This window comes from Flexivirga meconopsidis, assembly GCF_026162425.1.
Lineage (GTDB): Bacteria > Actinomycetota > Actinomycetes > Actinomycetales > Dermatophilaceae > Flexivirga > Flexivirga meconopsidis.
On record NZ_JAOBQJ010000002.1, the window covers coordinates 881691 to 907046 of the forward strand.

The 25356-nt window shown below is 68.5% G+C and carries 27 protein-coding genes; 19 read left to right on the forward strand and 8 right to left on the reverse strand.

Annotation, left to right across the window (positions count from 1 at the left end; translation table 11 throughout):
- Positions 1-12: 12 nt before the first annotated feature.
- Both rfbA and N2M23_RS09485 read left to right on the forward strand, forming a co-directional pair.
- Positions 13-882, forward strand: a complete 870-nt coding sequence (gene rfbA, locus N2M23_RS09480) for a glucose-1-phosphate thymidylyltransferase RfbA (protein WP_265444998.1) — start codon at positions 13-15, stop codon at positions 880-882.
- Positions 882-1484, forward strand: a complete 603-nt coding sequence (locus N2M23_RS09485) for a dTDP-4-dehydrorhamnose 3,5-epimerase family protein (RefSeq protein WP_265444999.1) — start codon at positions 882-884, stop codon at positions 1482-1484. The genes rfbA and N2M23_RS09485 overlap by 1 nt, the downstream gene beginning before the upstream one ends.
- Positions 1485-1545: 61 nt before the next feature.
- Here N2M23_RS09485 and N2M23_RS09490 read toward each other — a convergent pair whose 3' ends face one another.
- Entirely contained in the window at positions 1546-2073 is a 528-nt protein-coding gene (locus tag N2M23_RS09490) for a hypothetical protein (protein WP_265445000.1), read from the reverse strand.
- Positions 2074-2415: 342 nt separating this feature from the next.
- On the opposite strand from N2M23_RS09490, the gene N2M23_RS09495 reads away from it, so the two are divergent.
- The 9 genes from N2M23_RS09495 (at position 2416) to mctP (ending at position 11404) form a co-directional block, all read left to right on the forward strand.
- Positions 2416-4092, forward strand: coding sequence for a cholesterol oxidase substrate-binding domain-containing protein (locus tag N2M23_RS09495; protein ID WP_265445002.1), 1677 nt, complete (start codon positions 2416-2418; stop codon positions 4090-4092).
- Positions 4093-4210: 118 nt separating this feature from the next.
- Positions 4211-5119, forward strand: a complete 909-nt coding sequence (locus tag N2M23_RS09500) for an ABC transporter substrate-binding protein (protein WP_265445004.1) — start codon at positions 4211-4213, stop codon at positions 5117-5119.
- Positions 5120-5124: 5 nt separating this feature from the next.
- Positions 5125-6111, forward strand: a complete 987-nt coding sequence (locus N2M23_RS09505) for an amino acid ABC transporter permease (protein WP_265445006.1) — start codon at positions 5125-5127, stop codon at positions 6109-6111.
- Entirely contained in the window at positions 6108-6980 is an 873-nt protein-coding gene (locus N2M23_RS09510; protein ID WP_341870591.1) for an amino acid ABC transporter ATP-binding protein, read from the forward strand. Before N2M23_RS09505 ends, N2M23_RS09510 begins: the two co-directional genes overlap by 4 nt.
- Positions 6977-7288, forward strand: coding sequence for a S24/S26 family peptidase (locus tag N2M23_RS09515; protein WP_265445008.1), 312 nt, complete (start codon positions 6977-6979; stop codon positions 7286-7288). Before N2M23_RS09510 ends, N2M23_RS09515 begins: the two co-directional genes overlap by 4 nt.
- A gap of 169 nt (positions 7289-7457) precedes the next feature.
- Entirely contained in the window at positions 7458-7862 is a 405-nt protein-coding gene (gene sodN, locus N2M23_RS09520; protein ID WP_265445010.1) for a superoxide dismutase, Ni, read from the forward strand.
- A gap of 231 nt (positions 7863-8093) precedes the next feature.
- Entirely contained in the window at positions 8094-9095 is a 1002-nt protein-coding gene (locus N2M23_RS09525) for a type IV toxin-antitoxin system AbiEi family antitoxin domain-containing protein (protein ID WP_265445011.1), read from the forward strand.
- A gap of 285 nt (positions 9096-9380) precedes the next feature.
- The gene (locus N2M23_RS09530; protein WP_265445012.1) at positions 9381-9668 is read left to right on the forward strand and encodes a DUF3311 domain-containing protein; all 288 of its coding nucleotides are present in this window, start codon (positions 9381-9383) and stop codon (positions 9666-9668) included.
- Positions 9669-9670: 2 nt separating this feature from the next.
- Positions 9671-11404, forward strand: a complete 1734-nt coding sequence (mctP, locus tag N2M23_RS09535; RefSeq protein WP_265445015.1) for a monocarboxylate uptake permease MctP — start codon at positions 9671-9673, stop codon at positions 11402-11404.
- Positions 11405-11523: 119 nt separating this feature from the next.
- Here mctP and N2M23_RS09540 read toward each other — a convergent pair whose 3' ends face one another.
- A complete protein-coding gene (locus tag N2M23_RS09540) occupies positions 11524-12807 on the reverse strand; it encodes an HD-GYP domain-containing protein (RefSeq protein ID WP_265445016.1) in 1284 nt (427 codons plus the stop codon).
- A gap of 5 nt (positions 12808-12812) precedes the next feature.
- A complete protein-coding gene (locus tag N2M23_RS20970) occupies positions 12813-14171 on the reverse strand; it encodes an HD-GYP domain-containing protein (RefSeq protein ID WP_265445018.1) in 1359 nt (452 codons plus the stop codon).
- A gap of 409 nt (positions 14172-14580) precedes the next feature.
- Here N2M23_RS20970 and N2M23_RS21130 point away from each other — a divergent pair, with 409 nt between their 5' ends.
- Positions 14581-14655 carry a 50S ribosomal protein bL37 gene (locus N2M23_RS21130; protein ID WP_370670776.1) on the forward strand — a complete coding sequence of 25 codons (75 nt, stop codon included), beginning with the start codon at positions 14581-14583 and terminating at the stop codon, positions 14653-14655.
- A gap of 83 nt (positions 14656-14738) precedes the next feature.
- Here the strand turns inward: N2M23_RS21130 and rsrA are convergent, their stop codons facing one another.
- Both rsrA and N2M23_RS09555 read right to left on the reverse strand, forming a co-directional pair.
- Complete coding sequence (gene rsrA, locus N2M23_RS09550; RefSeq protein WP_265445019.1) at positions 14739-14999, reverse strand: mycothiol system anti-sigma-R factor; 261 nt, start codon at positions 14997-14999, stop codon at positions 14739-14741.
- Positions 14999-15643: a sigma-70 family RNA polymerase sigma factor gene (locus N2M23_RS09555; RefSeq protein ID WP_265445020.1), complete on the reverse strand. Its 645-nt coding sequence runs from the start codon at positions 15641-15643 to the stop codon at positions 14999-15001. The genes rsrA and N2M23_RS09555 overlap by 1 nt, the downstream gene beginning before the upstream one ends.
- A 383-nt stretch (positions 15644-16026) precedes the next feature.
- On the opposite strand from N2M23_RS09555, the gene N2M23_RS09560 reads away from it, so the two are divergent.
- Complete coding sequence (locus N2M23_RS09560; RefSeq protein WP_265445022.1) at positions 16027-16215, forward strand: hypothetical protein; 189 nt, start codon at positions 16027-16029, stop codon at positions 16213-16215.
- Between the two features lie 31 nt (positions 16216-16246).
- On the opposite strand, the gene fgd is transcribed toward N2M23_RS09560, so the two are convergent.
- The 3 genes from fgd to N2M23_RS09575 form a co-directional block, all read right to left on the reverse strand.
- Positions 16247-17251, reverse strand: a complete 1005-nt coding sequence (fgd, locus tag N2M23_RS09565) for a glucose-6-phosphate dehydrogenase (coenzyme-F420) (protein ID WP_265445023.1) — start codon at positions 17249-17251, stop codon at positions 16247-16249.
- 66 nt (positions 17252-17317) lie between these two features.
- Positions 17318-17959: an alpha/beta hydrolase family protein gene (locus N2M23_RS09570; RefSeq protein WP_265445024.1), complete on the reverse strand. Its 642-nt coding sequence runs from the start codon at positions 17957-17959 to the stop codon at positions 17318-17320.
- Positions 17956-18789, reverse strand: a complete 834-nt coding sequence (locus N2M23_RS09575; RefSeq protein ID WP_265445025.1) for an SOS response-associated peptidase — start codon at positions 18787-18789, stop codon at positions 17956-17958. The genes N2M23_RS09570 and N2M23_RS09575 overlap by 4 nt, the downstream gene beginning before the upstream one ends.
- Positions 18790-18992: 203 nt before the next feature.
- Here N2M23_RS09575 and aroA point away from each other — a divergent pair, with 203 nt between their 5' ends.
- From aroA to N2M23_RS09605, 6 genes are all read left to right on the forward strand, one after another.
- A complete protein-coding gene (gene aroA / locus N2M23_RS09580) occupies positions 18993-20300 on the forward strand; it encodes a 3-phosphoshikimate 1-carboxyvinyltransferase (RefSeq protein WP_265445027.1) in 1308 nt (435 codons plus the stop codon).
- 3 nt (positions 20301-20303) lie between these two features.
- Positions 20304-21335 carry a ribosome small subunit-dependent GTPase A gene (rsgA, locus tag N2M23_RS09585; protein ID WP_265445029.1) on the forward strand — a complete coding sequence of 344 codons (1032 nt, stop codon included), beginning with the start codon at positions 20304-20306 and terminating at the stop codon, positions 21333-21335.
- Positions 21336-21339: 4 nt separating this feature from the next.
- A complete protein-coding gene (locus N2M23_RS09590) occupies positions 21340-23070 on the forward strand; it encodes an FUSC family protein (RefSeq protein ID WP_265445031.1) in 1731 nt (576 codons plus the stop codon).
- A 98-nt stretch (positions 23071-23168) separates the two neighbouring features.
- On the forward strand, positions 23169-24389 hold the full coding sequence (locus N2M23_RS09595) for an inorganic phosphate transporter (protein ID WP_265445032.1): 1221 nt from the start codon (positions 23169-23171) through the stop codon (positions 24387-24389).
- A 31-nt stretch (positions 24390-24420) separates the two neighbouring features.
- Positions 24421-24702 carry a hypothetical protein gene (locus N2M23_RS09600; protein ID WP_265445033.1) on the forward strand — a complete coding sequence of 94 codons (282 nt, stop codon included), beginning with the start codon at positions 24421-24423 and terminating at the stop codon, positions 24700-24702.
- On the forward strand, positions 24702-25340 hold the full coding sequence (locus tag N2M23_RS09605) for a DUF3349 domain-containing protein (protein WP_265445034.1): 639 nt from the start codon (positions 24702-24704) through the stop codon (positions 25338-25340). The genes N2M23_RS09600 and N2M23_RS09605 overlap by 1 nt, the downstream gene beginning before the upstream one ends.
- Positions 25341-25356 lie beyond the last annotated feature (16 nt).

A 25356-nucleotide genomic window follows, 5' to 3' on the forward strand; every position in this document is an offset into this window, starting at 1 on the left:
ATGGTCGTCGCCGTGAAGGGGATCATTCTCGCCGGGGGCTCGGGCACACGTCTGCACCCGATCACCCGCGGCATCAGCAAGCAGCTCATGCCGATCTACGACAAGCCGATGATCTACTACCCGCTGTCGACGCTGCTCATGGCCGGCATCCGGGACGTGCTGATCATCACCACCCCGCACGACGCCGACCAATTCCGCCGGCTGCTCGGCGACGGCAGCGAATGGGGCGTCAACCTGCAGTTCGCGGTGCAGCCCTCCCCCGACGGTCTCGCGCAGGCATTCGTCATCGGAGCCGACTTCATCGGCGACGACAGTGTCGCGCTGGTGCTCGGCGACAACATTTTCTACGGCACCGGCCTCGGCACCGCCCTGCGCGGCAACGAGGACCTCACCGGCGGCCACGTCTTCGCCTACCACGTGGCCAACCCCACGGCATACGGCGTGGTGGAGTTCGACGGCGACGGCACAGTCCTCTCCATCGAGGAGAAGCCCGCCTCACCCAAATCGTCGTATGCCGTGCCCGGGCTCTACTTCTACGACAACGACGTGGTCAAGATCGCGAGCGCGCTCACCCCGAGCGCGCGCGGCGAGTTGGAGATCACCGGGGTCAACGACGCCTATCTGCGGCGCGGCGACCTGTCGGTGACAGTCCTGCCGCGTGGGACCGCGTGGTTCGACACCGGGACGTTCGAGGGATTGATGGGAGCAGCGCAGTTCGTGCAGGTCATCGAGGAGCGGCAGGGCTACAAGATCGGCTGCGTCGAGGAAATCGCCTGGCGCAACGGCTGGCTCACCGACGACCAACTCGCCGCCCTCGCCGCACCGCTCGCCAAGAGCGGCTACGGCGTCTACCTGCAACGCCTGCTGGAGGAACCCCGCTGATGGAGATCGCACCGCTGGAGATCGCCGGGGCGTATGTCGTCACGCCGCGCCAGTTCCCCGACGACCGCGGAGTCTTCATGGAGGGCTTCCGCGGCGACAAGCTCGCCGAGCACCTCGGTCACCGGCTCGACGTCGTGCAGACCAACATCTCCGTCTCCAGCAAGGGCGCAGTGCGCGGCATCCACTACGCCGACGTGCCGCCCAGCCAGGCGAAATACGTGACGGCTGTGGGCGGTTCGTTCGTCGACTACATCATCGACATCCGGGTCGGCTCCCCCACCTTCGGGCAGTGGACCAGCGTCGAGCTCGACACCGAGACCCGACGTGCGGTCTACCTGTCCGAAGGACTCGGCCACTGCCTGGCCGCCCGTGCGGACAACTCCACCGCCGTCTATCTGTGCTCGGCCGCCTACAACCCGGAGCGCGAGCACGGCATCAACCCGCTCGACCCGCAGATCGGGCTGCGCTTCCCCGACGGCATCGAGCCGGTGCTGTCCCCGAAGGACACCGCAGCGCCGTCCCTGGCGCAGGCACAGGCCGACGGACTGCTGCCGTCATACGCCGACTGCCTGGCGTATGACGAGGAGCTGCGCAAGCGCTGAGCACACGACCTGGCGCCCGGTCGAGACCGACCGGGCGCCATCTGCAGCTGCTGCAAAGGAGTTACACCTTGCAGCCGTTGAGGACGTAGGCGATCGTCGGCGGGATGTGTGCCCAGCCGACCTTGGCGGCGTAGACCGGCAGCTGGAGCAGCGCCTCGCCCAGTTTGAAGACCGCCGTGACCGGGTCGATCTTGAAGGTGACGATGTCGCTGAAGAGCTTGCCCTGGGCATTGGCCCACTCGACGCTGTCCTCGTAGTGACCGCCGAAGACGATGAACAGCCACTTGCCCAGGTAGGTCGGGCTCTGGCCGCAGATCGGGATCGGCATCGGGCCCATGGGCGCCTGCGGCTCGAGGATCCCGGGCATCATCTTGATCCACTCGTCCAGCTCCGACTCCGGCGGCATCGGGTTGTCCATGCTCATCGGCTTCGGCGGGGTGGTCGTCGTCGACACCGCGGAGGGCAGGTAGGAGGCGGTGGCGACCGGCGCTGTGGTCGCGTGGGCCGGTGCCGCCATGGCGACCCCTGCCGGCACCATCACGGCCGCCGCGGTGGTCGCGGCCAACGTGCTGCGAAGGAAGACATTCATCTGATGTTCAGCTTTCTTCTCGAGCGGTCGTCATCAACCGATGACAATGAGATTTCACACACAATTGCCCTGGTTTTGCCGAGGTCGATCTCCCCATTGTCGACAAGAGACGGGTGCACATCAAAGGCGCTCAACCCGACCGGACGGGGCCGATCCTTACGGCTGAAGTAGACATACGTCAAGGTAAGTAGCCGCGCTATGAGATGAATCAGGCGACAGCTATAAGTCGGACGTCCAACTCCACCCGAATCTTTACGCATTACTTACGGCAAATTGGCGCAGTCAGGACCAGTCATGCGTCAAAATGCGGGCTTGCTCGCCCGTTCTTTCCGGAGGTCCGTCATGCCGAAATCGGTTCCCATTCCCCGTCGCACGCTGCTCGGCGGCGCAGCGGCCGGTCTCGCAACCGTGGTCGGCATCGAGGCCGCAACTGCGGCCGACCTGCCGAGCGGATTCCCGCCCGGGACCTCGCTCTACCGCGAGGTCTTCCGCAACTGGGACGGTGTGGTGACCACGGCGCCGCTCTGGACGTGCGCACCGGCCAGCAGCGCGGCATTGCTCGACATCGTCAACTGGGCTCGTACGGCGGGCTGGCGTCTGCGACCCCGCGGGTTCCGGCACAGCTGGTCACCGCTCACCGTCGCCGACGACGCGACCGACCAGCAGACGCTTCTGATCGACACCACCCGGCGGCTCACCGCGATGCAGATGGAAGGCGACAACGTGCGCGTCCAGGCGGGCGCCCGAATGGACACCCTGTTCGACTTCCTGCACCGCCAGGGTCGATCGCTGCTTGCGGCCCCGGCCCCAGGGGACGTCTCCGTCGGGGGTGTCCTCGCGGTCGGCGGCCACGGCAGCGCCATACCCGCCAAGGACGAGGCGCACGGACCGGGACGGTCCTTCGGCACGATGAGCAATCAGGTGCTGGAATTTCGCGTCATCGCCTGGCGCGACACAACCGGGCAGTATGCCGAGCAGACGATCTCCCGCTCCGACCCCGAAGCCGGGGCGCTGCTCACCCATCTCGGCCGCGCCTTCGTGACCGAGGTGCTGCTGCAGACCGTCCCGGACTACAACCTGCGCTGCCAGTCCTACACCGACATCCGCACCAGTGAGCTCTTCGCCGACCCGTCGAACGTCACCTCCCGGTCATTGACCTCGCTGCTCGACCAGGCCGGCCGGGTGGGTGTCATCTGGTACACCTTCACCGACCACCCTTGGGTGCAGGTCTGGACGCCGGCGCCGACCAGGCCGTTCTGGTCGCGCCCGACGACCGGGCCCTACAACTTCGCCTTCGCCGACAACCTGCCCAACCCCGTGCCCCAACTCGCCGGCCAACTGATCGCCGGAATGTCATGGGTGGCACCGGCTTTCGGCAATGCCGTGCTCGCAGCCACCGCAACCGGACTCACGGCGACCCTCGCGCGCGACCTGTGGGGCCCGGCCAAGAACGCGATCAACTTCGTCAAGCCGACGACGCTGCGAGTCAGCGCCGGAAGCCAGGCCGTCGTCTGCCGCCGCGCGGACGTGCAGCGGGTGGTGCACGAGTTCACCGAGGCATTCAAGGCGCGGCTGTCGGCATACCAGGCACGACGGGAGTTCCCGGTCAACAGTTGCGTCGAGATCCGGATCACCGGGATCGACGACCCCGCCGACGTCGCGACCCCGGGCGCCCGCGTCGCGGAACTGTCACCGGCCCGTCCGGTCGACGACCGCCCCGACCTCGACACGGTGGTCTGGCTGGACATTCTCACCATGCCCGGCACGCCGCACGAGTTCGAGTTCTACGCCGAGACCGAGCAGTTCATCCGCAACAACTACGCCTCGTATGCCGTGGTGCGGCCCGAATGGTCGAAGCGCTGGGCCACGACCGCGGCCGGCGCCTGGACCGACGACGCCGCGATGCGCGGACCGATCCCGGCGGCTTTCCCGCAGTGGGACAGCGCTTGGGCGTCGCTGGACCGGCTGGACCCGCACGGCGTCTTCTCCAGTGCGCTCACCACCCGCTTGCGCGGGTGACAGCTCGGTCACGACTTCTCCCAGGTCCGCGGCGTGACCTGCACCACGGGTGGGACGATGTGCGGCACACTCGGGTGGCTCCCCGGGTGCTCCGGGTGCAGGAAGGCAACTCATCGTCATGTTTGCAAAGCGCGCGCAGCTGACCGCTGCCGGCGCGGTGGGGCTCGCGATCGCGCTCAGCGGTTGCGGCATCGGGACCACGTCCCTCGGCCTGGGTGGGGGCGCCGACCAGACCGGCCCGTCCGGCTCGGTGTCCGAGCAACTGGCCAAGCTGGTGCCGGGCAACATCAAGGCCAAGGGCACGCTCACCGTCGGCACCGACGCGTCATACCAACCGAACGAATTCCTCGCCCGCGACGGGCAGACCGTGCAGGGCATGGACATCGACCTGCTCGCCGCCGCCGCGCAGAAACTCGGGCTGAAGCTGAAATTCCAGAACGCGAAGTTCGACAGCATCATCCCGGGCGTCGCGGGCGGCAAGTACGACCTGGCAACGTCGTCGTTCACGATCACGCCCGACCGGCTCAAGCAGGTCACGATGGTCAGCTACTTCTCGGCCGGCACCCAATGGGTCACCAAGAAGGGCAACCCGAAGAAGATCGACCCGACCAACCCGTGCGGCCTGACCGTCGGCGTGCAGACCGGCACCACCCAGGCCGACGAGGTTGCCGCGATCAACAAGGACCAGTGCAAGAGCAAGCCGATCAAGCCGGTGATCGAGGACCTGCAGTCCAAGGTCACCACCGACCTGCTCGCCGGGAAGGTCGACGCGATGGCGGCCGACTCCCCCGTCGCGCTGTATGCCGTGAAGCAGACCGGCGACAAGCTGCAGGCCGTCGGCAAGATCACGGGAGCTGCGCCATACGGCCTGGTGATGCCGAAGGACGCGACTGATCTCGGCAACGCCTTCGCCCAATCGTTCGCGGCGATGGTGTCCGACGGCAGCTACGACAAGATCCTCGCCAAGTGGGCGCAACAGAGCGGAGCAGTGGACATGTTCGCGGTCAACCCGGCGGTGGCGGGATGAGTGACATGACCAAAACCCCTGAGGGACGGGAAGATTCGGCCGAGCGCCCCGGCGCGATCGATGCCCGTCCAGTGCGTCACCCGTGGCAGTGGGTCGGCGTCGTCGTCATCGCGATCCTCGCCGCGATGCTCATCAACTCGTTCGTCACCAACTCCAAGTGGGACTGGAGCTTCGTATGGCGGGTGATGGAGTACCGCCCGGTCCTGGAGGGTCTGGTCAAGGGCACGATCATCTGCACGGTCGCCTCGATGGTGGTCGGCATCGTGCTCGGCATCCTGCTGGCGATCATGCGGTTGTCCACCAACCCGGTGCTGCGCTTCGTGTCGTTCGTCTACATCTGGTTCTTCCGGGCGGTGCCGCGCTACGTGCTGCTGGTGGTGCTCGGCGTCGGCGTGCTCTACCTCTACCCGACACTGGACTTCGGCGTGCCGTTCAGCAAGGAGCTCGGCCACTTCATCGGCCTGGACGACGGCGCGACGTTCTACACGCTGGACGTGAAGTCGATCAGCAGCGGCATCATCGTCGGCATCATCGGCCTGGGGCTGTCCGAAGCCGCCTACATGGCCGAGATCGCCCGCGCCGGCCTGCTGTCGGTGGACACCGGCCAGGAGGAGGCGGCGTCCGCGCTCGGCATGAGCCGGGGCAAGGCGATGCGCCGCATCATCCTGCCGCAGGCAATGCGGGTCATCGTGCCGCCGACCGGCAACGAGACGATCGCGATGGTCAAGGACACCTCGCTGCTGTCGGCGGTGCCGGTCTCGACCGAGCTGTTCTTCCAGGCCAACGCGGTCGCCAACTCCACCTACCTGGTCATGCCGGCGCTGATGGCCGCACTGATCTGGTATCTCGTCGTCTGCTCGGTGCTGATGATCGGACAGACCTACCTGGAGCGCTACTTCGGACGCGGCTTCGGCAGCCAGTCGAGCAACTCACGGCAGGGCGCACCCGGACGATTGCGGCAGCTGGCTCAACTCGGAGGTGGTGGCAAGTGACCGACACCCGTGACCCTCGCCCGTTGGTGCGAGCGCTCAACGTTTCCAAGCATTTCCACGGAGTCGAGGTGCTCAAGGGCATCGACCTCGACGTCGCCCCCGGCGAGGTCGTCTGCCTGCTCGGGCCGTCCGGCTCGGGCAAGACCACCTTCCTGCGGTGCATCAACCAGCTCGAGACGATCGACGGCGGCCGCATCTGGGTCGACGACGAGCTGCTCGGCCTGGAGGAGAAGAACGGCCGCCTGCTCCGGTTGCACGACAAGCGCATCGCCAAGCAGCGCAGGGAGATCGGCATGGTCTTCCAGCGCTTCAACCTCTTCCCGCACAAGACCGCCATCGCCAACGTGATGGAGGCCCCGGTGCAGGTGCGGGGTGTCGACAAGGCCACCGCCCGAGCCGAGGGTATGGCGCTGCTCGAGCGCGTCGGGCTCGGCGAACGCAGCCACCACTACCCGAGCCAACTGTCCGGCGGACAGCAGCAGCGGGTGGCGATCGCGCGAGCGCTGGCGATGAAGCCGAAGCTGATGCTCTTCGACGAGCCGACGTCGGCGCTCGACCCCGAACTCGTCGGCGAAGTGCTCGACGTGATGCGCGAACTCGCCGACGACGGCATGACGATGATCGTGGTCACCCACGAGATCGCCTTCGCCCGCGACGTGGCCGACCGGGTCGTCTTCATGGACGGCGGCGTCGAGGTGGAGTCGGGGCCGGCCCGCGAGATCATCGCCAATCCGCAGCACGAACGCACCAAGAGCTTCCTGCGCCGGATCCTCGCCGAACAGAACGAATCCGCTGTGCCGCAGGGCGGGGCCGCCGGGCCCGACGGCGGCGAGGCCGCCGGGCAGTCGGCGGGCGCTCAGGCCGAGTGAGGCTCGGTCTCGCCGTCGTGCGCGGGCGGTCGATGGAGCCGACCTATACAGGCGGCGACCGCCTCCTCGTGCTGTATGGCGCAGGCCCTCGCCCGGGACGTGCGCACGTGATCCGGCTGCCGGACGGTCCGGCCGGGCCGCGGCCGATCGCGGTCAAACGGATCACCCGGGCGGACGGCTCCGGCTGGTGGGCCGAGCGCGACAACCCCCGCGAAGGCATCGATTCGTGGCTGGTTGGCGCCATACCGCGGGAGGATGTGTTGGGGGTTGTGCTGGCCCGCCTGCCGCGGCCGCGCCGACGTCGTTAAATGCGACGGATTCGCATGTGGCGCAGTCGGGTTCAATCGCTACCCTCCCCGCGAGTAGGTTCGAATCGTGCGCGGGCCGCCCGCGTTTCGAGGGTGTCGGTTGACTTCAACCGCGCTTGAAGCGGCAGGCTCCGCCATACGTCCGAGCTAACCGACGGAAGGACCGCACATGCTTCGCCGAATCTTCGCCCGCACCATCGAGGTCAGCGCTCACTGCGACCTGCCGTGCGGCGTGTACGACCCCGCCCAGGCCCGCATCGAGGCCGAGTCGATCAAGGCCATCGTCCAGAAGGTCAACGAGAAGCCGGACGACCTCGACTTCAAGATGCGCGCCACGGTGATCAAGGAGCAGCGCTCGCAGCTGGTCAAGGAGCACCTCTGGGTGCTGTGGACCGACTACTTCAAGCCGCCGCACTTCGAGAGCTACCCGCAGCTGCACACGCTGATCAACGAGGCCACCAAGCTGGCCGGTGCCGGCGGCACCAAGGCGTCGTGGGACGTCAAGACCGCCGACGACCTGCTCGCCAAGATCGAGGAGATCTCCAACATCTTCTGGGAGACCAAGAAGGCCTGACGCGGCGCCGGCCGCCGGCCGGGTCGGCAACGGGTCCGGTAACTGGGTCGGTGACCGTCCGGCAACTGGTCCGGTAACGGCTGACTTGTCACGTCCAAAGTGGACTTGTCACGTGCTAGAGCACGTGACAAGTCCACTTTTTGTATGACGAGTCGCCCCGACTCGCGGTTGTCCACACCCCAGCACGCCACGGCCGAGCCGGCTCGCCCGATCGGAGCACACTCGATCGGCATGTCCACCGCATCGCGCAAGATCTCACTCGCCGCCCAGGACCACTGGCTCGGCATCGTCGCCCGCACCGCACTCCGGGCCCGCCTCACGACCCTGGGCGGCATCATCACCGCACGCGACCTGCGCGCGATCGGGATCAGCAGCCGTGACACCGCCCGCCTCGTGCGCGAGGGGTCGTTGCGCCGGGTCCAGCGGGGCGCTTACGTCGAGGGCAGCCTCCTCGACGCCGCCGGCCTCGACGAGCGTCGTCTGCTCGAGGCGCGCGCCTGCGTGCGGTCGTTGATGACCGACCCGCCATCGGTGGTCGCCGGTCAGCAGACCGCCCTCGCCATACACCGGCTGCCGGTGTGGCCGGTCGACCGGACGACCCACGTGGTGCGAGTCGGCGCCGGCCGCTCGCACGGCTGGTCGGGAGTGCGCGTGCACCGCAGTTTCGGCCCCAGCTCATGGGCGATGTATGACGGGGTGCCCGCGCTCGACCCGGCCTTCGCTGTGGTGTCCACCGCCGTCTGGCACGGCACCGAGTCCGGGCTCGTCGCGTGTGACGCGGCGCTGCACCAGCAACTCGTCGGGTTCGCCGAGCTGCGGCGCATTGTCGACGCCAACCCGAAACGGCCCGGCATCAATCACGCACGTCGGATGCTCGAGCTGACCGACCCGGCCGCCGAGTCGCCCGGCGAGACGCGGACTCGACTGGTATTGCTCGGAATGGGGCTTCGGTTCGTCAGCCAGCCCGGCATCCCGACGCGCATCGGCCAGTTCTTCCCCGACTTCGCACTGCCCGACGTCGGCATCCTGATCGAGTTCGACGGCGCGGTGAAGTATCGCAAGGACGGCAGCACCGCGGTCGTCGACGAGAAGGCGCGCGAGGATGCCCTGCGTGAGCAGGGGTGGCTCGTCATACGCGTGATCTGGTCCGATCTGGCCGACCCCGAGCGCCTCAGCCGGCGCATCCGCGAAGCGATCCGGCAGCGACGTTCGTGGGCGCAGATGCCGGCCTGACTCGTCACGTTCAGGTCGCACTTGTCAGTGAGTGCCGACTTGTCCAGTGAGTGCCGACTTGTCCACGTGACGGCGACTTGTCCAGTGACTGCCGACTTGTCCACCAACCGGGCACTGGTCCACCAACGGGCGACTTGTCACGTGCTCTAACACGTGACAAGTCCGCGTTTGGTGGACAAGTGCCCCCGCTGCGGACCAGTCCTCGGTAAAACCCGGCAGTAACACCCGCCACAGCGGTAACGTTTCACGGCTGCTTCACATCCGTCACCCGGAGGTAGTTGGACGATGTCGCAACACCCGAATCCCCACCAGGCGCCACCGGCCGATCGGCGCCTGCAGGTCGTCGCCGGGGTCGTCTTGCTGCTGCCGATGCTGGCCCTGGTGCCGGTCGGCTGGTACGCCAAGACCGACCCGAAGCTCGGCTCTTTCCCGTTCTTCATCTGGTACCAGATGGCGCTGGTCTTCTTCTGTGCGATCTGCACCTCGATCGCCTACGCGCTGGTCAAGAAGGCCCGGCCGCATGTGCCCTTCGAACCTGTCGGCAAGCACGCCGCCCACAGGGACGGTGAGTGAGTATGACGCAGCTCGCGCTCCTGCCCGCCGCCGCCGACCCGTCGCGCCCCGGCAACGGGGTCGACCTGCCTGCGCTCATCGTCCTGATCGCGATCTTCCTACTGGTCACCGTGCTGGGCTTCCTCGCCTCGCGCTGGCGCCGCGCGGCATCGCTGGACTCGCTCGACGAGTGGGGCCTTGGCGGCCGGTCGTTCGGCACCTGGATCACCTGGTTCCTGCTGGGCGGTGACCTCTACACGGCATACACGTTCGTCGCCGTGCCGGCCGCGATGTTCGGCGCCGGAGCGGTCAGCGGCTTCTTCGCGGTGCCCTACACGATCATCGTCTACCCGATGATCTTCTTCTTCATGTCGCGGCTGTGGTCGGTCAGTCACCGGCACGGCTACGTCACCGCCGGCGACTTCGTCCGTGGGCGCTACGGCTCCCGCGGGCTCTCGCTGGCGATCTCGATCACCGGCTTTGTCGCGACCCTGCCCTACATCGCGCTGCAGCTGGTCGGCATCCAGGCCGTGCTCGAGGTCGCGGGCGTCGGCGGCACGGGCAACTGGCTCGCCAACGACGCACCGCTCTTCATCGCGTTCGTGGTGCTCGCGGCCTACACCTACACCAGCGGTCTGCGGGCGCCGGCAATCATCGCCTTCGTCAAGGACATCCTGATCTACCTGGTGATCATCGTCGCGGTGATCTACCTGCCGCAGAAGGTCGGCGGCTGGGATGTGATCTTCAACGCCGCGCACGACAAGGCACAGACACCACCCAAGCCGGGCGCCGCGCCATTCTCCGACACCGTCGGCCCGAAGGCCCAATGGGCTTACGTGACACTGGCTTTCGGCTCCGCGATGGCGTTGTTCATGTACCCGCACTCGATCACCGCGGTGCTCTCCTCGCGCAGTCGCGACACGATCCGCAAGAACGCGTCGATCCTGCCGGCATACAGCTTTGTGCTGGCGCTGCTCGCCCTCCTCGGCTGGGTCGCGATCGCCGCGGGCACCAAGCCGATCGGGCTCAACGGCAAGCCGAACGCCCAGCTCGTGGTGCCGCAGTTGTTCGAGGATCAGTTCCCAAGTTGGTTCGCCGGCATAGCCTTCGCCGCGATCGCGATCGGCGCGCTGGTGCCGGCCGCGATCATGTCGATCGCCGCGGCCAACACCTTCACCCGCAACATCTACAAGGAGTGGCTGCGGCCGGGCGCGACGGTCGCCGAGGAGGCGCGCATCTCCAAGCTGACGTCGTTGGTGGTCAAGGTGTTCGCGCTGATCTTCGTGCTCACGATGGACAAGCAGAACGCCATCAACCTGCAGCTGCTCGGCGGCATCTGGATCCTGCAGACCTTCCCGGCGATCGTGATCGGCCTCTACACCCGGTGGCTGGACCGCTGGGCGCTGCTTGCCGGCTGGGCAGTCGCGATGATCTACGGCACCAAGCAGGCGTATGACGTCGCCTCCCCCGCCACCAAGCACTTCGGCGGATCGACCGCAGACATCCCGGTGATCGGCGAGCTCGGCTACATCGCGTTCACCGCGGTGATCCTCAACGTCATCGTCGCGGTCGTGCTGACGCTGATCCTGCGTGCGCTCAAGGTGCCGGAGGGCAAGGACGAGACGGTGGTCGTGGACTACTTCGCCGACGCCGACGACCCGCGGGTTGCGGCATACGACCCGGACCCGCTGGACGGTGCGCCGGGCGAGGGTGGCGCGGGCAAACACCGCCCGCACGCAGGCGCCGACCCCGTCTGAGGGCGAACTCGTACAGTCAAAGGTGGACTTGTCACGTGCTAGAGCACGTGACAAGTCCATCTTTACGTGACGAGTCCACCTCTACGTGACAAGTCCACGTTTACGTGACAAGTGCGGCTCTACGTGACAAGTCGATCGCGACCGGTCACCCGGATCAGCAGGTCGAGCACATTGGGGTCGTACTCGTAGCCGATGCCGAGGGTCATGCGTTCGATCGCGGCATCGCGCAGCCCGGGGTCTCCGCCGGTCAGATCCTCGAACGCGTTGCAAACCTTGATGATTCGACTGCTGACCGGGACCGGCTCGCCATACTCCTGCACCTGGCGGAACTGCACGACCTGCGCCTCGATGATGTCGGCGACCGAGTCCAGCACCTCCGTGCGGCGCACGATGTTGGCCCCCTGATCGGCGATGCCGCGCTGATCGGCCGGCGCGATGTCCACCGTGGCTCCGCCCGGGATCCGCGACCGGAGTGAAACCTGTCCGATGTCGTGCAGGCGTGCCGCATCCTCCAGGTCGCTGAGCTCCTGGTCGCTGAACTGCAGCGCCCGCCCGATGCGCAGACACAACGACGCCACCCGCTCCGAGTGACCGGCCGCCGTGTAGCCGGCGACGTCGGTCAGTCTGGACAGCGCGGCAATCGTCTGCCGCCGCGTCTCGGTCACCGCCACTCGCTGCCCCAGGGCGAAACGCAGCAGGATCAGCGGTGCGGACATCAGGGGTATGGCGAGCACGCCCAGCGGCGCCATACCGAGGCCGATCGCAACGGAAGTGGACACCACGGCGCCGATCAGCGCGGCCTCCATCGGGTCGACCCGCTGCAGGACCTGCCGGATCGGCTGCCCCTCGCGACGCCGGTACATCGTGCTCACCAACAGCACCACTCCTGCGAGCACACCGGCAAGCGCCATCGCGGCGGCCGACCTCCACCGCTCGCCGGCCCATTCGTCATAGCGATGCAACGCCGATTCGCCGCTGTAGAGCGGCAATTCGCGATAACAGAGCAACGCAACCCCGAGCGCGACCAACTGCCCGGCGAACGCCGACGGATGCGGCCAGGCGTCACCGGTCAGCCGGATGAGCACCGCACCTGCGGCGAGCCCGACGACGGCCGTGCCGAGCACTTGCATCCAGGTGTCCGGCACCAGCGCACCGGTCGGCTGCGGCCCGGTCAGCGCCAACGCCAACACGACCGACGAGGCCACCGGCGACCACGCCTCACCGCCTCCGCTCGTCAGGTGGAGCAACGAAGCAAGCGCGATCGCGATCACGAAACTGACCAGGACCACCCAGGCGCGACCGGTCGTCAGGACGTCCTGCAGCACGGCCGCCGCGACGCACAGCACCATCCCGAGAGCAAGCAGCATCGTGGACGGGCCGGGTCGAGCATCGAATCGAGCCATGGCACTCATCCGTGCGCCGGCGCGCGGGACGCCAACAGGTCGGAGGCCGACGGCAGATCGTGATCCCACACGAGCGGCGTCCTGGCCGCGGGCCGGCGGCCGCCCTCCCCGCAGAGCGCCCGCCGCACGTCGGCGGTCACCTGACCCAGTGCGGCCACGCATTCGGGGTCGAACTGGGAGCCGGCCCGCGCGCGCACCTGCTCCACGGCCGCGTCGACCCCGCCTGCCGGGTCGGCGGACACCAGGGCGCACACCGTGTCGGCGACCGCGAGGATCCGAGCCAACAGCGGTATGGCGGGACCGCGCACCCCGCCGGGGTAGCCCCGACCGTCCCACCGCTCGTGGTGGGCCTGGATCGCCGAGATTGAGTCGGCCAGGAAGGCGATGGAGGCCAGCATCTCGACGCTGCGATCGGGGTGCCGACGGATGCGGTCGAGGTCGTCCGGCAGCGGTTGCGGGCGGCCCTCACGCCGGTCCGGTGCCGGCGAGATCATCCCGACGTCGTGCAGCAGCGCGGCGAAGTGCAGCGCCTCGAACTGGCTCGGGGTCAGCCGCAGCCGGTCGCCGATCAACTCGCACACCGCCGCAACCTGCTGGTTGCGGCCGCGCCGCGCGGGTTCGCGCGCGTCGACCGCCGCAACCAGACTCGCCACCGTCCGCTCGTGTGAGATCGCCTCCGCGCGCTGCTGCAGGTAGGACCACTGGGCGAAGACCAACGGGACCAGGATGACCACCATCGACGCCGGCCCGAGTTCAGCGGCATCCCAGAGCACGACGGCGAGGAAGGAGACCACGCCATACCCCAGGTAGGTGCGCCACACCTGCTGTACGACGCGACGTGCGGTCAGCAGGGTCGATGGTCCGCCGGTGACCGAGATGACGAGCCCGACGCACAGCACGTTGCAGATCAGCATGACGATGGTGGCCACGGTCAGCGGCAACAACTCATGCTGCAGGAGACCGAGCGGAGACAGCGCGCGGCTCGGCTGGATCACGCCCCGCGCTGCAAGGAACGCAAAACCACCGACAACGCCGATCAAGGCATTGGTCAGCGCGTTGAACAGCGTCGGGAGCAACGGCGTCGACCGCAACATCCCCCAGGGCGCGGCGAGCCCGACGACCGCCGCGCCGAGCGGTCCGCTGAGCGCGATCGCCGCACCGAGCAGGATCGAAGTGAGCGAGACGTTCGCCTCGACCGCGCGCAGGTTGGTCGCCTGCAACAAGAACGCCAGCAGCGCGAGCAGCAGGGCCGGCACCGGGTCGAAGTAGCGTCCGTGAGCGACCGCAACGTAGCCGCCCACCAGGATGACGAGGGTGCCGGCAAGACCGCCGACCACGCGCCAGGCCGCGGTGTTCTTGCTCACGCTCGCGCTACGTCGTCGGTGTCCGGCAGGGCTTTCACGGTTGCCAGGATGGCACCGTCAGGCAGTTCGGACTACGTCGGATTCCAACCGACCGTGTCGGGATTGACAGTCTGGCTGCCGGCCAGCCCGGCGAGCAGCAGTGCCTGCAGAGTCGCAGCGTCCATCAGACAAATCATCCTTTCCGCGCACCCAGGAGGGGAAACCGGAAGGCAGACCGGTTACCCACGTAAACGGCCGAGAACCTCGGCACGGCAATCGTCTCACGGCCGGACGCAACTTCCTACCGCGTAAGCGCTCACAGGCAAGGAGTTGACCAATTCTTTACGGTGCGGTCGGTGTGCGATGATGGTGCGGTTCGCCGCCTTCGGGCGGCTTTTCGATCTGCCGCAGCACATCCCGAGGAGAAGTCATGAGCAAGCGCGCCCGCAAGCGTCGCTCCCGCAAGGGCAAGGCCGCCAACCACGGCAAGAAGCCCAACGCCTGAGCGCCCCGAAGCAACAGCGTCATACAGACGAGAAGGGGAGGCACACCGTGCGGTGTGCCTCCCCTTCTCGTCTAGGTATGGCGTCAGGCTTCGCGGACCCGGACGGTCGTCACCTGCACGCTGGTGATCCGGGTGAGGATCTGCGCGCGCAGTGCGTCGGGCGCTTGCTCGCATGCGCACGAACGACGCACGAGCGCCTTCAGCAACGCATCGAGCTCGTACTCATCCAGGCACGGCGGGCACCCGTCGAGGTGCTCCTTGAGCCGAGTGCGACCTTCGTCGTCCAACTCACCGTCGAGGTACTGGAAAATCCGCGAAACGTAATCGCTGCATTCGGCGCCCATCAGGAAGACGCCCCTTCCTTGATAAATCCGCGCTCGACGGCGTAATCGGTGAGCAGTTCGCGTAGCTGTCGGCGACCGCGGTGCAGTCGCGACATCACCGTGCCGATCGGCGTATCCATGATTTCGGCGATCTCCTTGTAGGAGAATCCTTCGACGTCGGCCAGGTAGACGGCCAACCGGAAGTCTTCGGGCACCTCCTGCAGCGCGCGCTTGACGTCGCTGTCGGGCAGGTGGTCCAGCGCCTCGGTCTCAGCCGACCGCAACCCGCGCGAGGTGTGGGCCTCGGCCCGCGCCAGCTGGTAGTCCTCGATCTCGGCCGCGTCGGACTGCTGCGGCTGACGCTGCCGCTTGCGGTAGCTGTTGATGTAGGTGTTGGTCAGGATGCGGTAGAGCCAGGCCTTGAGGTTGGTGCCGGGCTTGTACTGGTGGAACGCCGCGAAGGCCTTGGCGAACGTCTCCTGCACCAGGTCCTCGGCGTCGGCCGGATTGCGGGTGGTGCGCAGCGCGGCGCTGTAGAGCTGGTCCAGGTAGGGCATCGCGTCACGCTCGAAGCGAGTGGCGCGCTCGGCCTCGGACTCGGCGGACACGTCGAGGTTGGGGTCCTCGGCGGGCCGGTCCTGGGTCTCACCGGATTGAGTGGTCATTGGGGTCAACCCTAGTCCCGCCGCGCGTTGCGGGTCGGCGGTGGCAGTCAACGGTCCGGCACCCGAGCCGCTCGGCTCGGACAGCGTCATCGGGGCGTGCAGCAAGCTTGACTCCTGGAAGCGATCGTCCATTGGTCGTGACACTGCCCTCAACGTCGCGGCACCCGCTCGGCATTCCCGCGAGATTCCACCGGGCGCCCCGCCGGCCCGCGGGTGAGCCCACGGCAGATGAATAGTAGGTGTGCCAAAGGCGGCGAACATCCGGTTAATTTGCAAATAATCGACCGCTTTTGCAAACCCGCCGCCAGCGACCACGTGACCCTGCACACGTTCCTGGGAACCTGCCTTGACGACCGTGCGAGCCGGCGATAATTTCTTCGATCGTGACCTTCGTGATCTACGCCGTTGCCGCCATCTACGCGGTGTCGATCGTGTTCGTGGCCACCCTGCTCGGCAGCACGCTGTGGACCGAGCGCCGTGCCGCGCGCGACAAGGCCACGGTCACCACGGTGGCGCCGGTCGTCGCCGATGCGGAGCTGGCCGAGGAAGCCCGCCGCACCAGCGTCGCCTGACGGCCCGCTGTCACCCGGCCCTCACACCCGGTCAGAACTCCTCGCGCAGCGCGGGCACGACATCCTGGCTGAATTGCTCCAGGAAACGGCGCTGGTCCTGCCCGGGTCCGTGCACCACCAGGTGGGTGAAGCCGAGATCGACATACGGGCGGACGCCGTCGACGACGGTCTGCGCGTCGGACGCGACAATCCACCGTGAGGCGATCTGCTCGATCGGCAGCGCGTCGGCCGCCCGCTCCATCTCCACCGGGTCGTCGATGCTGTGCTTCTGCTCGGGGGTGAGCGCGAGCGGCGCCCAGAAGCGGGTGTTCTCCAGCGCGCGGTCGGGGTCGCGGTCGTAGGAGATCTTCACCTCGAGCAACTGCTCGACCGAGCCCGGCGCCCGCTTGCCCAGCTCCTCCCCCTCGCGCATCGCGGGGACGAGCTTGTCGGCATACAGCTCCATGCCCTTGCCGGAGGTGACGATCATCCCGTCGCCCATCCGGCCGGCGTACTTGGCGACGGTCGGGCCGCCGGCTGCGATGTAGACCGGGATCGGCTGCTCGGGACGGTCGTAGATGGTCGCGTCGACCGTGCGGTAGTAGTCGCCGTCGAAGCTGACGCGGCCCTTGGTCCAAAGCTGCCGCATGAGCCGCACCGACTCGCGCAGCCGGGCGAACCGCTCCTTGAACTCCGGCCAGTCCTGTTGCCCGACCGCGATCTCGTTGAGCGCCTCGCCGGTGCCGAAGCCGGCGATGACGCGGCCCGGGTAGAGGCAGCCCATGGTGGCGAAGGTCTGGGCGAGCACCGCCGGGTTGTAGCGGAAGGTCGGCGTCAGCACCGAGGTGCCGAGCTTGATCCGCTCGGTGCGGGCGCCGGCCGCGGCCATCCAGGTGAGTGCGTGCGGCGCGTGGCCGCCCTCGTGCCGCCACGGCTGGAAGTGGTCGGAGGCGAACGCGCTGTCCAGTCCGACGCGTTCGGCCTCGACGGCCAGGTCGACGAGCTCCTTGGGGGCGAACTGCTCTGCGGATGCTTTGTATCCGATGGTCAGCGTCATGTGGTCAAACGTACGCCGGAGACCCGCGCGTCCCGTAAGCGACCGTGACGCGGGGCGCACCCCCGCTTACGAGATGGTGGCGAGCCAGTCGCGGGCGGCGGCGAGCACCTCGTCGGCGCCGCGAGCCAGGGAGTGGTCTCCGGTGACCGGCGCGATGGTCGGCGCCGGCCCGAGCGCGGCGCGCACCTCACCCGGGTCGCCGAACGGGTCCCGCCTTCCTTGTATGACGCACAGCGGCAGCCCCGCCTGCAGCACTTCCTGCGCCTCGAACGCCCGCGACTTGTCGGGCTTGCCGGGCGGGTGCAGCGGGAAGGACAGCGCCAGCACGGCGTCGGCGCCGACCTCTGCGGCGGTGCGGCAGGCGACCCGCGCCCCGGCCGAACGACCGCCGGTCACGAGCGGACCGGGGATGGCCCAACGGCCCTCGCGCAGCGCGGCGATAATCGGAATCCACGCAGCATCAAGGGTTTTCGGTGGTGTCGCGACCTTCCTGCCTGCGACCCGCCACGGCTGCTCGACCCGCACGTAGGTCCAGCCGTCGTCGACCAGTGCGCGCAGGGCGACGAGGTCGGCGGCGTCGATGCCGCCGCCGGCGCCGTGACTGACGACCACGCTGCCGCGGGCCGGTGTTGCCCGTGGGGGACGCTCGACATACGCCCGGGCGGGGCCGTGCGGGGTGTCGATCGTGCGCGGCTTGGGGGTGCTCATGGCTGCAGGACCTCGCCGGTCATCGGGTCGACGACACCGTCGAGCTGGTCGGCGGGGGCCGGCGCGATCAAGTCGGCGCCGTTGTTGCGGCCGGAGCCGACGGCCTTGCCGACCGGCCACGCCTCGAACCGGCCGGCGGGCTCGGGCTCCAGCAGCGCGCGGACCGCATCGGGGTCGGTGGTGGCCGGGTCGAGCCAGTGCGACCAGCGGTCCTTGTCGAGCACGAGCGGCTGCCGGTCGTGGATGCGGTCGAGCCCGGGCTCGGCCGCGGTCGTCACGATCGCGTAGCTGACCAGCCAGGCGTTGGCGTCGTCGTCGGCGAGGCTCTTGTCCCGCCAGAACTCGTAAACGCCTGCAAACGCTATGGGTTCGTCGTCGGCGCGGTGGATGTAGAACGGCTGCTTGCGCGGCTTGCCCTTGCTGTCGGTGGCGGTCGGGCTGGCCTGCCATTCGTACCAGCCGTCGGCCGGCACCAGGCAGCGCCGCGCGAGCGCTGCCTTGGCGTAGGCACCCTTGTCGAGCAGCGTCTCGGCGCGGGCGTTGATCATCCGCAACCCCACCTTGGTGTCCTTGGCCCAGCTCGGCACCAGTCCCCAGGTGAGCAGCCGCAGCTGCCGCTGCGGGTCCGCGTCGGGCTGGTCGCGGGGAGTCCGCGTGAGGACGACCGGCGCCTGCTTGGTCGGCGCCATGTTCCAGTCCGGCGTGCCCGCGGGCGGGTCCTGCGGGTTGACCAGCACCGACCGGGTGCGTTCGTCGGTGCGGTCGACGTCGATCTCGAAGTCGTCGACGAGGTCGTCTGGTGCGAAGCTCGCGGCATACCGGCCACACATGGGTGCCAGCGTATGCCGGGGCGCGTGCACACCCCGAAACCGTTTCGACTTATGCACGCCCCCAGCCCGCCAGAGCGTGCACACCCCGCAACCGTTTCGACTTATGCACGCCCCCGGCACGCCCCACGCCCCCGGCCCCGGCCGCTCAGCCCGCACACACGCCCACCGCGCCGCGCCGGAGAATCGGTAGCCTGTAGCGCAACATGAGTGCTGATCCTGCGCATCCGACCTCCACCGCCACCGTCGCTGCGGGCGACTGGCTTGCTCCGCTCGCCCGGCAGCCGCTCGACGCGGTCGTCACGGTGCCGGGCAGCAAGTCGCTCACCAACCGCTATCTGGTGCTCGCCGCCCTCGCCAAGGAGTCCTCCAGGCTGGTGCGGCCCCTCCGCTCGCGGGACAGCACGCTGATGTGCGAGGCGCTGCAGGCACTCGGCACGCAGATCGAGACCACCGACGACGACACCGAGTGGATCATCCAACCCGCCCAGCTGCACGGCCCTGCCGCAATCGACTGCGGGCTGGCCGGGACGGTGATGCGATTCCTGCCGCCGGTCGCCGCGTTGGCCGACGGCACAGTCGAATTCGACGGTGACCAAGCCGCCCGCCGACGGCCGATGGGTCCGGTGCTCGAGGCGCTGCGCAGCCTCGGCGTCGACGTGAGCGGCGACGCGCTGCCCTTCCAGCTCACCGGCAACGGGCAAATCAGCGGCGGCACCGTGCGCATCGATGCGTCCGGATCGTCGCAGTTCGTCAGTGCGCTCCTGCTGGCCGGAGCCCGATACGACGACGGCATCACGGTGATCCACGAGGGCAAACCACTCCCCTCCCTGCCGCACATCGCGATGACTGTCGAGGTGCTGCGCGACGCCGGCGTGCTCGTCGACGACTCCGAGCCCAACCGGTGGCGGGTGGAGCCGTCCGAGATCAACGCCCTCGACCTGGAGGTCGAGCCCGACCTGTCCAACGCGGCGGCGTTCCTCGCGGCTGCGGCGGTCGCCGGCGGGAGCGTCACCGTGCCCGGCTGGCCGCACGCCACCACCCAGGCCGGCGACCACATCCGGGAGATCCTGCAGCAGTTCGGCGCCGAGATGCAGCTCGGCCGCGACGGCCTGACCGTGCGCGGCACCGGCAGCCTGCAGGCGGTCGACCTCGACCTGCACGACGCGAGTGAGTTGACCCCGGTCGTCGCGGCGGTCGCGGCGTTTGCGGATGCCCCGTCATACCTGCGGGGCGTGGCGCACATCCGCGGTCACGAGACCGACCGGCTGGCCGCCCTGTCGACCGAGCTCAACCGGCTCGGCGGTGACGTCGGCGAGCTGGACGATGGCCTCGTCATACGCCCGAAACCGTTGCACGGCAGTCTTTTCCAGACCTACGGCGACCACCGCATGGTGATGGCGGCTGCTGTGCTCGGGCTGCGCGTGCCCGATCTGGTGGTGCACGACGCCGGCACTGTCGCCAAGACGATGCCCGACTTCCAGTCGCGCTGGACGCAGCTGGTCGGGGCCTGAGGCGTGCCCCGCGGCAGACGGTCGTATGACGAGAGCGACGTCCGCGTGCGGCCCAGCCGGCGCGGCAGCCGTCCCCGCACCAAGGAGCGCCCGAAGCACGAGGACGCCCGCATCGGGCTGGTGACCACGGTCGACCGTGGCCGCTGGACCTGTCTGGTCGACGATCACGAGGTCATCGCGATGCGCGCCCGTGAGCTCGGGCGCACCAGCACAGTGGTCGGTGACCGGGTCGCACTGGTCGGCGACACCACCGGCGACCCCGGCACGTTGGCCCGGATCGTGCGGGTCGAGCCGCGCAGCAGCGTGCTGCGCCGCACCGCCGACGACACCGATCCCTACGAGCGGGTGATCGTCGCCAACGCCGACCAGCTCGCGATCGTGACCGCGCTCGCCGACCCTCCCCCACGCACGGGCATGATCGACCGGTGCCTGGTCGCGGCATACGACGCAGGTGTCGAACCCCTGCTGGTCCTGACCAAGGCCGACCTGGCACCGGCTGACGAATTCCTTTCCAATTACTCGGGATTGGACGTGCCGCACGTAATCACCTCGGCATCGACCGACGACGTGACCGGTCTCGCCGAGTTGCGCGACCGGCTCGATGACCGGATGACCGTGCTCGTCGGGCACTCCGGCGTCGGCAAGTCGACGCTGGTCAACGCGCTGGTGCCGGGCGTCGACCGCGCCACCGGCCACGTCAACGCGGTGACCGGGCGTGGGCGGCATACCTCCTCCTCGGCGATCGCGCTGCCGCTGCCCGACGGCGGCTGGGTGATCGACACCCCCGGGGTCCGGTCGTTCGGCCTTGCGCACGTGGACCTCGCCCGGATCGTCGCCAACTTCCCCGATCTTGCGGCCGGCACGCAGAACTGCCCGCGCGGCTGCACCCACCTCGAGCCCGACTGCGCGCTCGACCAGTGGGTCGAGGACGGGCACGCCGGGCCCTCCGGCGCCACCCGCCTGGCGTCGCTGCGCCGGCTGCTGCGCTCCAAGTCCGGCGCGACGGACACGGCCGACGAGACCGAGGACAGCTGACCCGATGGCGTCCGGTGTCACAGACGCGGTCGGTCGTCAGCTGCTCGCCTTCGCCGAGGTCAAACCCGCACCGGGCCGGTGGAAATTCGCCCTGCACGCGACCGCGATCACCGCGGTCGCGGTGGTGCTGATCAGCTTCCTGCTCGGCCCCAGCCTGGGGCTGGTCGGCCTCACCGGCGCGTTCCTCGGCATCGTCGCCCCGGCCCGCCCGATCCGCTCCCGCCTCGCGATCCTCGCCTGCATGGACGCGACGTATGTCGTCTGCGTCGCGCTCGGGGCCGCAGTCGGCAGCGACCCACTGCTGCTCACTCTGGTGCTGACCGCGATCGCGACCACCACGGTGCTGGTCTACAACACGCTCGTGGCCGAGCCGCCCGGTGCGATGTTCTTGATCATCGGGCCTGCGATCGCGTCCTACCTGCCGACCGCGGGGCTGGGCGCCGGCAAGATCATCGCGGTCGCGGCGATCGGTTGCGTGAGCGCGTCGATCGCCTCGCTGCTGTTGCAGCTGGCCCGGCCCCGGCAGGCCGAGCAGGAGGCGCTGGATGCAGCCGAGGAGGCGGCTGCGGCATACGTCGACGCGGACCGGCGGGTCACCCCGCGCAAGGACCTGGCGCGGCTGCGGGACCAAGCGTTCGCAGCGGTTTTCGTCGCATCGATGATCCTCGAGGACGCCGTCGGGCGGCAGCCTCGGTTGGCGAAGTGGCGTCGGATGAACGCCCACCTGCGTCAGCTGCACCTGGCGATCATCCAGCAGGTGGCCAAGGTGCATCTGCCCGGCAGCGAGGTCGTGGTCAGCGGCGTCGAGCAGCGTCGCTACCTGGGCCGGCCCGACCTGACCTACCTGTTGCGGTGGGGCATGTCGCGGTCGTCGCTGCCGTGGCTGGCGTCCCGTCGCATCGGCGCCGCGGTGCTGATCACCTGCGCGATCTCCTACGGGTTGCACATCGGCCATCCGTACTGGGCGGTGATGACGACGGCGCTGGTCATGTCGGTGACCGCCGATCGGCTGTCGCTCACCCACCGGGCCCTGCACCGGCTGGCCGGCACGGTCGTCGGGATCGGCGCGTTCTTCCTCATCCACGCGCTGCACCCGCGCGGCGCGGCGATCGTGGTGATCGCGTTGGTGCTGGTCTTCTGCATCCAGCTCCTCGCGGTGCGCAACTACGCGCTCGCGGTGATCTTCGTGACACCGATGGCGCTGATGATCAGCACCGCCGCCAATCCCTACAAGCCGATCGGCGACGTCGTCGGCGAGCGCATGCTGGAGACGCTGGTCGGCGCGGGTGTCTCGGTGGCCGTCATCTGGGTCACCGGGCATCGCGCTCCGATTGCATTGGTACGACGGCAGTTTCGGCGGACCCTGCGCTCGCTGGAGCGCCTGCTCCTCGCCATCGCGGACGGTGCGTCCTCCTCGCCTGCCGGTTACGAGGCGCGCCGGGACCTCGCCTTCGAGCAGCTCCAGAGCTCGCGCATCCTGCAGATCGCGCAGACCGACCTGCCGGACCAGCTGGTCGACTGGGGCGAGCTGGAGACCGCTCTCAACGAGCTGAGTTACGTGGTGCTCGCCGCGTGCTGGACCAAGGACCCGCCTGCGGCCATCGACGCCGACCGGATGGCGGGGCTGCTCGCCCGTCTCATCGCCGGGCTGCCGCCGATCGGCACGACCCCGGTGGACGCTCACACGATCGCGCTCGGACTGCGCAGGATCCGCGAGGTCGCCACCCGCGGGTGACGCAGGTCTCGCCGCACCTGAACAATCGGTGAACTACCACGGAGTCATATGTTCCCAACTTGCACCACGCCGAGGGACCCCCGTCATACTCAATAGTTGTGAGTGCTGAACTCTTCATCCTCATCCTGCTGATCGTCACGGCGGTGGGGTTCGACTTCACCAACGGCTTCCATGACACCGGCAACGCGATGGCGACCTCGATCGCGACCGGGGCCCTGAAGCCCAAGGTCGCGGTGGCCCTGTCGGCCGTGCTCAACCTGATCGGCGGCTTTCTCTCGGTCGAAGTCGCGGTTACCGTCACCACGTCGGTGCTGAAGATTCAGAACAAGTCCGGCAGCCTGATCGACGGACTCGACGCCGAGAAGGCGATGTTCATCATCTTTGCCGGGCTCATCGGCGGCATCCTGTGGAACCTGCTGACCTGGTTGTTCGGCCTGCCGAGCAGCTCCTCGCACGCACTCTTCGGCGGCCTCATCGGCGCCGGACTGGCCGCGATCGGATCGAGCGGCATCAACTGGGACGGCCTCGTGGTCAAGGTGATCATCCCCGCACTGCTCTCCCCGATCATCGCCGGCGGCGTCGCGGCGGTCGGCACGTTCCTGGTCTACGCGGTCACCAAGAACGTCCGAAAGAAGAAGAAGGACCACGGTTTTCGCTGGGGCCAGGTCGCGACTGCGTCGCTCGTATCGCTCGCGCACGGCACCGGTGACGCCCAGAAGACGATGGGCGTGATCGCCCTCGCGCTGATCGCCCACGGCACGCTGAGCGACGCCGAGATCGAGCAGAACGGCCTGCCGGTCTGGATCATCGTGCTGTGCGCCGGCGCGATTGCACTCGGCACCTACATCGGCGGCTGGCGCGTCATCCGCACCCTCGGCAAGGGCCTGGTCGAGATCGAGGCGCCGCAGGGTATGGCGGCCGAAGCCTCGTCGGCGGCGATCATCCTCACCTCCAGCAACCTCGGTATGGCGCTGTCGACCACCCACGTGGCCACCGGCTCGATCATGGGCAGCGGCGTCGGCAAGCCGGGTGCGAAGGTCCGTTGGGCGGTCGCCGGGCGAATGGCGGCGGGCTGGGTCATCACGCTGCCGTGCGCGGCCATCGGCGGCGCGGTCACCTACTTCATCGGCCACCTCGTCGGCGGCGCCGCCGGCGCGGTGGTCATCTTCCTGCTGCTGGTGGCGCTCGCCGGCTACATCTACCACCGCGCCCAGCAGCAGAAGGTCAACGCCGACAACGTCAACGCCGAGTGGGACGAGGACTCCAACAGCGTGGTGCCGGCGGACAAGTCCACCAAGCCGAAGGTGCCGGTCGCCTGAAAGGGCGCCCCGTCATACGGAAAGAGGAAGCATGGACATCGACTGGGCGACCATCGCCGACGGCACCGGCAAGGTGATCGTGGCCGGCCTGCTCTTCGGCGCCGGACTGCCGTTGCTCTTCTCGCTCGGCATCCGCCTGTGGGACATCGGCTCCGGCGGTGAGCACGCCGACGGCACGGTGACCGCGGGCAAGCCCGCCGCGCTGTACGCCGCGTACGCGGTCTTCGCGGTCGTGGCCGCGGCGATCGTGATCGGCGTGCTCTACATCACCCAGAAGAGCATCGACCACTACCTCGGCATCCAGCTCTTCTGATGACGGTCAACCCACTCATCTCGGTCGTCGACTGGCTGCGCAAGGGCTACCCGGAAGGCATTCCGCCCAAAGACTTTCCGCCGTTGCTGGCGCTGCTGCAGCGGTCGCTGAGCCCGGAAGAGGTGCAGGCGGTCTGCGCGCAGGTCATCGCCGATAACCCGGACGGCGCGATCGCCCGGGAGCACGTCGCGAGTGCGGTGCAGCAGATCAAGGACGCACCGCCGAGCGACGAGGAGATCAACGAGATCGCGTCGCGGCTGGCCGCGGTCGGCTGGCCCCTGTCGATCCCGGACGAGCAAGAGGACGACCCGAGCGGCTCCGGCTGGCCACCGGTCTTCCAGCGCATCCTCGGATGGTTGCGTGCGGGTTACCCGGACGGCGTCCCACCGACCGACTTCCCGCCGATCCTTGCGCTGCTGCAACGCCGGCTGACCAAGGACGAGGTCAAGCAGGTCGCCCGCGAACTCATCGCCGGGGAGAAGGCCGGTGGCGCCGGCGTCGACGGTGCCGACAAGACGCCGATCTCAGAGGAAGACGCGCAGGCGCTGATCCAGCAGGTGGCCGGAGTCGCGCCGAGCGAGGACGATCTGGACCGGGTGCGCGCCCGACTCGCCAAGAAGGGCTGGCCGCTGGTTTAGTGCCTCGGGGCCGTAG